The organism is Phyllobacterium sp. CCNWLW109 (assembly GCF_037203905.1).
Lineage (GTDB): Bacteria > Pseudomonadota > Alphaproteobacteria > Rhizobiales > Rhizobiaceae > Phyllobacterium > Phyllobacterium ifriqiyense.
Genome location: NZ_JBBCBK010000003.1, coordinates 847,584 through 858,865, shown reverse-complemented (window position 1 = coordinate 858,865; position 11,282 = coordinate 847,584). Strand labels below are relative to the sequence as shown.

The following is an 11,282-nucleotide window of genomic DNA, read 5'->3' as shown; positions in this document are numbered from 1 at the left end:
CGCATTTCAACGGTGCCCCCTATGATCCCGCACAATTGCCAAGATCACTGAATGACGACAGACGGAGTTCCCATGCCAGACCAGAATTATGTCCTGACGCTTACCTGTGAAGACCGGCCAGGAATTGTTGCCTCGGTAACCACAGAACTGGCAGGCATGGATGCCAATATTGCTGAAAGCAATCAGTTCTGGGATCGCCAAACCAACCGCTTCTTCATGCGCATTGCGTTTACGGCTGCCGAAGGAACATCGAAAGACGATGTAGAGCGAGCGCTCAAACCTGCTGTTACTCGCTTCGATATGAAGACAAGCCTCATCGATCAATCAAAGAAGCCAAGAATCATTATCATGGTCTCGCGTTTCGACCACGCTTTGCTGCACTTGATTTATCAGATCAAGGTAGGCTGGCTCGATGCGGAAGTCGCAGCGATCGTCTCCAATCATGAAGACAGCCGACGTTTTGCCGACCACGAAGGCATCCCATATCACGTGCTTCCCGTGTCAAAAGACAACAAGAAAGAGCAAGAAGATGCGCTGCTCAAAATTGTCAAAGACACTGGTGCTGATCTTGTGATTCTTGCCCGCTACATGCAGGTCCTTTCCGACAATCTCTCGAAGCGGCTGTTTGGCAAGGTTATCAATATTCACCACTCCTTCCTGCCAAGCTTCAAAGGTGCAAAGCCTTATCACCAGGCTTTCGAGCGCGGCGTGAAGCTGATTGGTGCAACGGCTCATTACGTGACGCCCGACCTTGATGAAGGTCCCATTATCGAACAGGAAACTGAACGCGTAACCCACGCCATGAGCGCAGAAGATTTTGTAGCCACGGGCCGTGACATCGAAAGCCGAGTGTTGGCCCGCGCGGTCAAGAAGCATCTTGAATCGCGCGTTATGCTCAATGGCCACAAGACAGTCGTCTTCGGCTAAAGCTTTCTTGCCTGAACGGAAGTTGCTCGCGGCCTACTTGGCCGCGAAATAATTATCCAGATTGGAGACGACACGATCAGCCATGGCCTTGCGGGTTTCAACCGTGGCGCTGCCCATATGCGGCTGTAGAACTACATTATCCAATGCGAACAAGTCCGCAGGCACGTTGGGCTCGTCAACAAAAACGTCAAGACCGGCCCGGCCGAGTTCCTTTGACTTCAACAATTCGACCAGTGCAATTTCATCAACGACGGTTCCGCGAGCAACATTGATGAATGTTCCCTGGGGCCCAAGTGCCTGCAAAACTTCGCGAGAAATGATACCCTGCGTTGCCTCGCCGCCCGGCAGGATAGCAATCAATGCTGCGCAGTCGCCGGCCATCTCAACCAGATTGTCATAATGCTTAAATGAGATGTCGGGCTTCTTGTTACGCGTGTGGTAGACAACATCGCAGCCAAAAGCCAAGAGCTTGGTCGCGATTACGCTCCCAATCCGCCCCAGCCCGACAAGCCCGACTTTCTTTCCCTCAATACCGAGCGCCAGAGGAGCGGCTTCGCCCTTCGCCCACCGGCCTTCCCGTACAAACCGGTCATTGGCAACGATGTCTCTCGTTGAGGCAAGCAAAAGTGTTATTGCCATGTTTGCTGTGTCTTCGTTAAGAACATCCGGCGTATTGGCAATTTTTATGCCCTTCTTATTGGCATAGGCCACGTCAAGAGAGTCGGTGCCGACGCCAAATGACGAAACAATTTTCACGGCGGTTAGAAGGTCAATCATGTCTGCCTTCAGCCCCGTGAAAGTGCTCGTCACAGCCGCCTCAAAGCGTGGCGCATGGGCTTGCAGAAAACCCAGGGCATCCTTCTCCTCATATAGCTTCTCGATCTCGTACTTTTTACCCAACTCTTCAATGAGATAGGGCATAAGCGGTCCGAGAATGAGAAGTGGTTGCTTTGACATGAGAATGAGTCCTATGGATCATGCGTGAAGAATATGCTGAACATAACGATGTTTCGATCACAATGACAAACCATTTACTCGTGAAGCGCTCACTCGTATATGATTATCGCGTACAAAGTGCTTGCCTCACCGAGCCACTCATATGAAAAACAGATATTTAAAGCGGGAAGAATATGGCCAAGAATCTGGAAATAGGTGACCTGAAAAGAATCGCGCAGCGTCGCGTTCCAAAAATGTTCTTTGATTATGCTGATTCAGGCGCCTGGACCGAAAGCACCTATCGCGCCAATGAGGAGGATTTCGCCAAGATTCAATTACGTCAGCGTGTTGCTGTCGACATGGCAGAGCGGACCTTGGAGTCAACAATGGTTGGCCAGCCGGTTTCAATGCCAGTCGCATTGGCACCGACAGGCCTGACCGGCATGCAGCATGCGGATGGCGAGATGCTCGCAGCTCAAGCCGCAGAAGATTTCGGTGTTCCGTTTACCCTGTCCACCATGAGCATCTGCTCTATCGAGGACGTTGCATCAGTTACGAAAAAACCATTCTGGTTTCAGCTTTATGTCATGCGTGACCGCGACTTTATCAATAATCTGATTGATCGTGCCAAAGCGGCCAAATGCTCAGCTCTTGTCCTAACGCTGGATCTTCAAATTCTCGGCCAGCGCCATAAGGATATTCGCAATGGCCTGTCCGCCCCACCCAAAATAACACCATCCTTTCTCTGGCAGATGATGACCCGTCCACAATGGTGCATGGGCATGCTGAAAACGAAACGCCGTGGGTTCGGCAACATCATCGGTCACGTCAAGGGTGTAGAGAGTATGGCGTCGCTGGGTGTCTGGACCGCTGAACAGTTCGATCCGCGCCTCTCCTGGAGTGACGTGGCATGGATCAAGGAAAGATGGGGCGGCAAGCTCATCATCAAGGGTATTCTTGACGTTGAAGATGCCAAAATTGCTGCGGCCACGGGCGCTGACGCAATCATCGTGTCCAATCATGGAGGACGGCAGCTGGATGGCGCTCCCTCTTCCATTTCCGTGCTTGCCGAAATCGTCGACGCCGTCGGTGACAAGATTGAAGTTCTGTTTGATGGCGGTATTCGTTCTGGGCAGGACGTTCTGAAAGCACTTGCCATTGGCGCCAAAGGAACCTTCATTGGCCGGGCTTTTCTCTATGGTCTGGGCGCTGGCGGTAAGGCCGGTGTGACGGAAGCGTTGGAGATTATCCGCAAGGAGCTCGATATTACGATGGCTTTGTGCGGCGAACGGGATGTGAAGGTCCTTGATCGCAACAATCTCTATAAGAGCGGTCTTGAAACCAAACCGCGCATGGCTCAGGTCAAGAAAAAGAAAACTGGCTGATAAAATGACGCGTTCGCTCTCAGGTCTGTTCAAAAGGATTGTCATCGTTGGCAATGGACCTGTAGGGCCGGGCGTGGCTCACGCCATAGATAGCGCTGACATCGTTATCCGGTTCAATGAAGCTGTTATCATTCCTGAATTGACCGGCAGCAAGACTGATATTCTCTTCCTGATGAACTCCGGCAAATCAATGCAGGCACGTTTGGAAACGCCCTCTTATTGGCAAGAGCCGTTTGTGCGAGATGCGAAGGAGATTATTCTCCCCTACCACCCGTCAATCGTCAGACAGTATCATCCGCGGCCAAACCTCCTGTCCCGTTTAAAGGGTCGCAAGGCAGATTGGACGGCAGAAACATTGAAAAAGGTCCAGGCACTGGGCAAAAAGACGACCGTCCTCTCCGCCGAATTCTACTACGAAACCTGCCGGATACTTGATATCTCTACCAGCGATTTCAGTAAGGTTTTTCCAAGCTCCGGAGTACTGGCTATCCGCTATGTGATTGAAACTCTCGGAACGGATTCAACCCGTGTTGAGTTCTGCGGCTTCAGCTGGCAAGGCTGGAAAAGGCATTCTTGGGGAAATGAACAGCATTGGGTCGACGAACAGATCCAACAGGGACGTATTTTCCCGCTGGTTTAAAGACCTGACAATAAAGATGAATTGGTACGCCCAAGGGGAATCGAACCCCTGTTTGCGCCGTGAGAGGGCGCCGTCCTAACCGCTAGACGATGGGCGCATCGCAGTCGATGTCGCGGGTATAATCAAGGCAGGCGAAAAGTGCAATGGTCATTTGCAACCACCACACTCTTTGCCTAATTACCGGTCGCTTCGGCAATACGGGCTACGACGCGCTTGGTCGCTATGTCATAAATAAGGATTTGCCGAGTGCCGTTGGCCAATCTGGTTTCCAGTGAAAGCGTGTTATCGGAAAGGTTGTGCGACAATATTCGGGTGCCGGGATCTAGGACAATCGATTCTCCCGTCAGCGCTGCACCAAGAGCCTGGCCGGGCGAAACGACGCTAGGCGCAACTGGTACATCCGCTACAGGCTGGTTAATCTTGTAGACAATCGCCGCAAGCACCGCCATAAGACCAATGACCATAATACCGATGGACACAGCTAGCAGCCGGATCATCTTGCGGCGAACCCGCTCCATTGCCGGGTCCAGAGGCTGTTCTTCGCCATCCAGGTCTGGATTTATATTTGCCATGCACGGCATCTCCGAGTTTTAACTCGCACTCGCATCTCGCTTAGGCTAGCGGACGCAGCGCGGTAGGCCTCTGTAACGAAGGGACTAGGTTTTTGAAAGCGCTAATTACCGATATCGATGCTGCGGGCAAGCGTCTCGACGCTTGGTTGTCTGCTCAACTGGCGCCTGACCTGTCGCGAAATCGTATTCAGGCGCTGATAGGCGGCGGTCAGGTAACCATTGACGGCAAAGTCATCAGCGAGACCAAATATAAGCTTCGCGACGGCATGAGCATTGAGATCATAATTCCAGAACCGGAAGATGCAGCGCCATCCGGGGAGAACATTCCTCTCGATATTCTTTATGAAGACACAGATCTTATTGTTATCAACAAGCCGGCTGGCCTTGTCGTTCATCCCGGCAATGGCAACTGGTCCGGCACGCTCGTCAATGCCTTGATACACCATTGCGGGGATACGCTATCAGGCATTGGCGGCGTAAAACGGCCCGGGATTGTTCATCGCCTCGACAAGGAAACCAGTGGTGTCATCGTGGTCGCTAAGAACGATCTTGCCCACCGGCATTTGAGTGCACAATTTGCTGATCATGGCCGCACCGGAGACCTTGAGCGTGCTTATCTGGCAATAGTCTGGGGCACGCCCGACAGAACAACTGGTACGATAGATGCCCATCTTGGCCGCTCGCACCGAGACCGGACCAAACAAGCTATTGTTCACGAAGAACGGGACGACGCCCGCCATGCTGTCACGCATTTTGAAGTGCTTGAACGTTTTGGTGCTCGCGAAGATTCCACAGCGCTTGCATCCTTGGTCGAATGCCAGCTTGAGACCGGCAGAACACACCAGATCCGCGTACATATGACTCATATCGGCCATCCGCTGGTAGGCGATATGGAGTATGGCGGTGCGTACAAAACCAAGGCAAATAAATTTGATGAGCCATTGCAATCTATTGTCAAAGGCTTCAATCGCCAGGCATTGCACGCGCGGCTTCTGGCCTTTGAACATCCGGTGACAGGCGATCTTATGCGTTTTGAAGCCCCGCTTCCCACCGATATGGCTGAACTGCTTGAGGCATTTCGCGGATATCAATAACAAGGGAACCTTTCGGCTTCTGGCGCGTTTGGCTCGGTGAACATATATGACACGATTGTTCACATTTATGTGACGCTTTGTTTCATGACGAAATGCACCGTGTTTTTGACAAAATGATACCTATATATGCATAGCATTAATCTGCTCGCGCCAATGTTTCTGGGCGGGTGGTTGCTGCGAACCTGCCGATAATGGAGGTTCATTTCAAAATGAGGAGGGGTGCTCTGTGGCCCAAAATCTTCCAAGTATTCTAGGCGGTGACGGCGGACTTACCCGTTACCTAGAAGAAATCCGCAAGTTTCCAATGCTTGAACCGCAGGAAGAGTACATGCTCGCCAAGCGGTATCTGGAGCATACTGATGCTAAAGCCGCCCATAAGCTGGTAACAAGCCATCTGCGTCTCGTTGCAAAAATTGCGATGGGTTATCGCGGATATGGCCTGCCAATCGGCGAAGTTATTTCCGAAGGCAATGTCGGCCTGATGCAGGCCGTCAAACGCTTCGAGCCTGAGCGTGGTTTCCGTCTGGCGACCTATGCCATGTGGTGGATCAAAGCTTCCATTCAAGAATATGTCCTGCGCTCCTGGAGCTTGGTCAAAATGGGAACGACCGCCAATCAAAAACGCCTGTTCTTCAACCTGCGTAAGGTAAAGAGCAAGATTCAGGCGCTGGATGATGGCGATCTGAATCCTGAACAGGTCAAGGAAATCGCAACCCGCTTGAGCGTGTCCGAGGATGAGGTCATCTCGATGAACCGCCGTCTTTCCGGCGATGCGTCACTTAATGCGCCAATCCGTTCTTCGGATGGCGAGGCAGGTGGCGATTGGCAGGATTGGCTGGTTGATGATCACGACAGTGCCGAAACCATGCTCATCGAACAGGACGAGCTGGAAAATCGTCGCGAAATGCTCTCCGGCGCCATGTCGTCCTTGAATGATCGTGAACGCCGGATTTTCGAAGCCCGTCGATTGGCGGACGATCCAATTACGCTCGAAGATCTGTCTACCGAATTTGGCATCAGCCGCGAGCGTGTCCGGCAGATCGAAGTTCGCGCTTTTGAAAAAGTTCAGGATGCTGTGAAGGCTGCAGCCATTCGCCAGCAGAAAGCGCTGGTTTCCAGTGGTGCCGACGCAAACTGACAGACATCTTTACTCAATTAAAAAAGGCCGCTTAAGCGGCCTTTTTTATACCTATTAACCGCCGACCTTTGTCGCCCATGATTTGAGCACGTCATCAAAGGCCCGTTCGCCCGGCAAACCCTTTTCAAGGGTGATAAGCGCGCGGCGGCCAGTCTTGTATGCGATAGGAATATCAATCCAGGACATGCGCCGCATCAGCGAAGTGTTGGTATCGACAGCCGTTTTTGCATCGTTCATCGCAATAATGAAGAAATTATCCGCGATCTTGGCTGGAATGGCGACAAGCGGGCTGCCCGGCGCTTCTTCCCTGTCCTTGAAAGTCATGCGGGAAACATTGTCGATAGAGCCACCGGCAAAACCTTCAGGCACCGTGAAAATCATCTCGATGAGATGGCTTGCAGGCAGGGTCTTGTCACCATTGCGGCGGATAATCATGCGCAACTTGATCGCAAGCTCCGGAATCGTCACTTCAGCGCGAATCGCAGGCTCCGGCGGCAGATCATTGCCGGGAGATTCCTGGACGACGGACCATACGACGCCACCTTCTTCGCGTCTTTGCGCATCCTGCCCGGATCGTTCCTCATAGAAGAACGCCTTTTGACCAATCGGCAAGGCCGCAGGAGGTTGGGTCTGTCCTGAAGGTTGCTGACCTGACGTTTCCGGTTGCGCTGCCGGATCGGATGTAGAGGTCGCTACAGACGTACCTTCGCCCACTGACGGCGTGTCATTGGCACGGCCGGGATCGATCTCCTGCCCATCAGGCAACAGCCTTTGCGTGAGCTTTGGCTCACCCTTCGGCTCCGTTGAGTTGGGTGTTGCCGTGGGCGTCGTTGCCGGTTGCGTGGGTTTGGCTGGCTGTTGTGGCGCAGGCTGATTGGCAGCCGTCTCAGCCGGATTTGTGGCCGTTTCGGGCTCAGAGCTGGTCATCAGGCTGGCAATATAATCTTTGGCGGCAACAGCCTGCTTCGAGATATCTTCTCGCCAAGTATAACCCGCATAAGCTACACCGGCGACGACAGCGAGCAGGGCAACGATGCTCAAGAGCGGCGCAAAGGACCGTTTCGGCTCAGCTTGTTTAAGCGGCCCGCGGGTATAGACTCCATAATCATTGCGTGAATCTTCAACACTGCTGATGCCAAATTCTTTCTCGTCAATCTCATTGCGAGAAAGGTCCGAACGGGCAGGCGCGCCTGGGAAGTTCTCTTCTTCGTTATCGGCACTTGGCTTGTCCTGGCTGGAAAGAAAATCTTCAAGCGCGTCTGGTTGCGATTCGATCGGCGTAAAGACTGGCGCAGCGGCAACCGGCTCGCTCCGTGACCACGAAGGGGCAGCTTCCTGCCTTGTGTTTGCAGTGGGGGGCGGTGCAAGATCTGGAACGGGTGGTGGTGGAGCAACCGGCAGCGGCTCCGGAATGGTCACTGCCTTTTCCTCCACCGGTGCGAAACTGGCTTCCACTTCGGCAATGGCATCATCAATCGCAGCGATCTGACGCTTCGACACGGCTTCAGGCGCATTCAATGTGACAAGTTTTTGCTCGATCGTTGCACGAGCCTTTGCATATACACGTTGACGGAGCTCGGGAGTTGGGTCCGCAAGCCCGTCAATTGTCTTCCTCAGTACTGCAACGAAATCTGCCATTCACCCAAACCTATGGTTTTGTTGTGAGATTAACCTCAAGCCACCCGCACGACTCTAATCATGAAACGGATCGGTAACAAGTATCGTATCGTCCCGTTCCGGGCTGGTCGACAAAAGTGCGATCGGCGCACCGATCAATTCTTCCACGTAGCGGACATATTTGATTGCCTGTGCAGGAAGCTCGCTCCAACTGCGAGCACCAGCCGTGGTATCTTTCCAGCCTTCCAATGTCACATAGATTGGCTTGACGCGAGCCTGCTGGCCTTGGCCTGCCGGAAGATAGTCAATGACCTCGCCATCCAGTTCATAACCGGTGCAAACCTTGATCTCATCAAGCCCGTCAAGGACGTCGAGCTTGGTAAGAGCGATACCGCTGATGCCGTTATTTGCCACAGCCTGACGAACCAAAACCGCATCGAACCAGCCGCAGCGCCGCTTGCGACCTGTGACCACGCCAAATTCATGGCCGCGCTGACCGAGGAACTCGCCGACCTCATTTTGCTGCTCGGTCGGGAAAGGCCCCTCGCCTACGCGCGTGGTGTAAGCTTTCGTAATGCCAAGCACGTAATGCAGCGAACCGGGTCCGATGCCTGAGCCAGCCGATGCCTGACCTGCCACGGTATTTGACGAGGTAACAAACGGATAAGTACCATGGTCGATATCGAGCAATGTTCCCTGCGCGCCTTCGAAGAGAATTCGCTCACCTGCGCGCTTCTTCTGGTCAAGGACGTACCATACGCGGTCCATGAATGGCAGAATATGCGGGGCTGCATCTTTCAGTTCGGCTAGAAGCTTTGCTCCGTCAACTTCTTCAATGCCAAGGCCACGGCGCAGCGGATTATGATGTGCGAGCAGACGTTCAATCTTTGCAGGCAGTGTATCGGGATCGGCCAAGTCAAGAACGTGAATAGCGCGACGTCCAACCTTGTCTTCGTAGGCAGGTCCAATGCCACGGCCCGTCGTGCCGATTTTGGTGCCCGAATTCGAAGCTTCGCGGCGGCGGTCCAACTCACCATGGATTGATAGAATAAGCGTCGTATTTTCGGCAATCTTCAGCGTCTCTGGCGTAATTTTAACGCCCTGCGCTTCCAGTTTTGCCTTTTCCGCGATGAAGGCGTGAGGATCAAAAACGACGCCATTTCCGATAATGGAAAGCTTGCCCGTACGAACAACGCCCGAAGGTAAAAGCGAAAGCTTGTAGGTGACGCCATCAACAACGAGCGTATGGCCGGCATTATGCCCGCCTTGAAAGCGAACGATGACATCAGCCCGCTCTGAAAGCCAATCGACAATCTTGCCTTTGCCTTCGTCACCCCATTGCGAACCGATCACGACAACGTTTGCCATTCAAAACTCCTTGAGTCGAATCCTACCAACGCATTTTGCTTAAATGCGGTGCTTCTATACAGGCTGGTTTGAAAAAGCGCGACTATTCTTTACGCTTTGCGAGCGACTATTTGGCTTTCTGTGACGAATAAACCTAATGTTGCTCCAAATGGTTGTAGCAATCGTGCAAACAGAAAAGCTGATCCCATGCATCGTACCGCCTATATCTATCTTCTGATCACTGCTTTCCTCTGGGGTGGCAATGCAGTTGCTGGGAAATTTGCCGTTGGACATATTTCTCCAATGCTTTTGACCGTGCTGCGCTGGCTCTTTGCTTTTCTGATCGTTGCCATTATCAGCAACCGCCAATTGCGGCAGGATTGGCCTGTTCTGCGCAAATACATGCCTTTGCTTGCCGCACTCGGTGCTTTCGGATTTACTTTCTTTAATATGGCCCTCTACAGCGCCTTGAATTACACGTCGGCTATCAATGTCACCATTGAGCAGGCAGGTATTCCGATGGTGATCTTCATTGCCAATCTTATCCTGTTTGGGACACGTGTTCGCCTGGGGCAAGTGCTCGGCTTTAGCCTGTCGCTCATCGGCGTCGCATTGACAGCTGGCCATGGCGACCTTGCCAGCCTATCGGGCTTGAAGGTCAATCTTGGCGACGCCTTGATGCTGATCGCCATTCTTGTTTACAGCGGATATACGGTGGCGCTACGTTTTCGCCCGGAGCTAAACTGGCAAAGCCTGATGGCGGCGATGACCTTTTTCGCCTTCCTGACCGCAGTTCCTTTTGCATTTTGGGAATGGCAAGTCGGGGCGGCAATGCTGCCGGACACAACGGGCTGGACTGTCGTGATCTATACAGCCGTGTTGCCTTCAATTGTAGCACAGGTGCTTTTCATCAAGGGTGTCGAATATATCGGCGCAAATCGCGCCGGGCTTTTCATCAATGCCGTGCCAATATTTGGCACTTTTCTCGCAGTCTTTCTGCTCGGTGAAGCGTTCCAGCCTTACCACGCCGTGGCTCTCATACTCGTTCTTGGCGGCATATGGATTGCGGAGCTTAGTGGCCGCAAACATGCAACAGTCAGCCCAGATATCGCACCATGAAACGCGCATCGTCAGAATAGGTCCGAAGCTTCGTTTCGAGCTCCGGTCGATCATCCGGTTCAAATCCCTGCTTTTGCCAGAATCCTGTGGAGCCATTTACCGCAATCAAGGACATTGTTGCGAATCGGGACCTTTGCGCATGATCAGCAAGAATAGACACGATTTCTCGCGCAGCGCCGGTGCCTCGGGATTGAGGCAGCAAAGCTATGTCGTGCAGATAGTACGTCGTGGGTTCGCTGGGTAATTGATCAAGCAGGCTATTGAGCGCCGGCATTCTATAGAGAAGCCATGGATGGGTAAGAGCATATCCAATCAGCTTCCCATCGCCATCCTGCAGGACATGACATCCATCCGGATAAAGCTGCAGCCGTTCTTGATAAACGGCATCCGCCTCGAAGAAATCCGTATGGATAATATTTGCCATGGCGCTGACAGAGGCAAGATCGCTCACCTTCATCGGGCGCCATTGCAATATTTGTGAACCGGATACCATAAATGGCTTCTATA

Annotated in this window: 11 protein-coding genes and 1 tRNA gene; 6 read left to right on the top strand and 6 right to left on the bottom strand. The window is 52.8% G+C overall.

Annotation, left to right across the window (positions count from 1 at the left end):
- Positions 1–72: 72 nt before the first annotated feature.
- Positions 73–927: a formyltetrahydrofolate deformylase gene (gene purU, locus V9K92_RS14750; RefSeq protein ID WP_115054234.1), complete on the top strand. Its 855-nt coding sequence runs from the start codon at positions 73–75 to the stop codon at positions 925–927.
- Between the two features lie 33 nt (positions 928–960).
- Here purU and V9K92_RS14745 read toward each other — a convergent pair whose 3' ends face one another.
- Positions 961–1,884, bottom strand: coding sequence for a 2-hydroxyacid dehydrogenase (locus V9K92_RS14745; protein WP_337354297.1), 924 nt, complete (start codon positions 1,882–1,884; stop codon positions 961–963).
- 173 nt (positions 1,885–2,057) lie between these two features.
- Here V9K92_RS14745 and V9K92_RS14740 point away from each other — a divergent pair, with 173 nt between their 5' ends.
- Complete coding sequence (locus V9K92_RS14740; RefSeq protein ID WP_337354296.1) at positions 2,058–3,248, top strand: alpha-hydroxy acid oxidase; 1,191 nt, start codon at positions 2,058–2,060, stop codon at positions 3,246–3,248.
- Positions 3,249–3,252: 4 nt separating this feature from the next.
- Positions 3,253–3,888, top strand: coding sequence for a glycosyltransferase family 29 protein (locus V9K92_RS14735; protein WP_115054231.1), 636 nt, complete (start codon positions 3,253–3,255; stop codon positions 3,886–3,888).
- Positions 3,889–3,910: 22 nt separating this feature from the next.
- Here V9K92_RS14735 and V9K92_RS14730 read toward each other — a convergent pair.
- Together V9K92_RS14730 and V9K92_RS14725 are read right to left on the bottom strand one after the other, a co-directional pair.
- Positions 3,911–3,985: transfer RNA gene (locus tag V9K92_RS14730), tRNA-Glu, on the bottom strand.
- A 76-nt stretch (positions 3,986–4,061) separates the two neighbouring features.
- Positions 4,062–4,460: a fimbrial protein gene (locus V9K92_RS14725; protein WP_115054230.1), complete on the bottom strand. Its 399-nt coding sequence runs from the start codon at positions 4,458–4,460 to the stop codon at positions 4,062–4,064.
- Positions 4,461–4,552: 92 nt separating this feature from the next.
- Between V9K92_RS14725 and V9K92_RS14720 the strand changes: the two genes are divergently transcribed.
- Complete coding sequence (locus tag V9K92_RS14720; RefSeq protein WP_115054229.1) at positions 4,553–5,554, top strand: RluA family pseudouridine synthase; 1,002 nt, start codon at positions 4,553–4,555, stop codon at positions 5,552–5,554.
- Between the two features lie 226 nt (positions 5,555–5,780).
- Entirely contained in the window at positions 5,781–6,692 is a 912-nt protein-coding gene (rpoH, locus tag V9K92_RS14715) for an RNA polymerase sigma factor RpoH (RefSeq protein WP_115054228.1), read from the top strand.
- Between the two features lie 54 nt (positions 6,693–6,746).
- Here the strand turns inward: rpoH and V9K92_RS14710 are convergent, their stop codons facing one another.
- Together V9K92_RS14710 and V9K92_RS14705 are read right to left on the bottom strand one after the other, a co-directional pair.
- Positions 6,747–8,330 (bottom strand): transcriptional regulator, encoded by a 1,584-nt coding sequence (locus tag V9K92_RS14710; RefSeq protein ID WP_337354295.1) that lies wholly within the window; start codon positions 8,328–8,330, stop codon positions 6,747–6,749.
- 54 nt (positions 8,331–8,384) lie between these two features.
- The gene (locus V9K92_RS14705) at positions 8,385–9,677 is read right to left on the bottom strand and encodes an adenylosuccinate synthase (protein ID WP_115054226.1); all 1,293 of its coding nucleotides are present in this window, start codon (positions 9,675–9,677) and stop codon (positions 8,385–8,387) included.
- Between the two features lie 186 nt (positions 9,678–9,863).
- Between V9K92_RS14705 and V9K92_RS14700 the strand changes: the two genes are divergently transcribed.
- Positions 9,864–10,775: a DMT family transporter gene (locus V9K92_RS14700; protein WP_307280645.1), complete on the top strand. Its 912-nt coding sequence runs from the start codon at positions 9,864–9,866 to the stop codon at positions 10,773–10,775.
- Here V9K92_RS14700 and V9K92_RS14695 read toward each other — a convergent pair.
- A complete protein-coding gene (locus V9K92_RS14695; protein ID WP_337354294.1) occupies positions 10,753–11,268 on the bottom strand; it encodes a GNAT family N-acetyltransferase in 516 nt (171 codons plus the stop codon). The genes V9K92_RS14700 and V9K92_RS14695 overlap by 23 nt on opposite strands.
- Between the last annotated feature and the right edge of the window lie 14 nt (positions 11,269–11,282).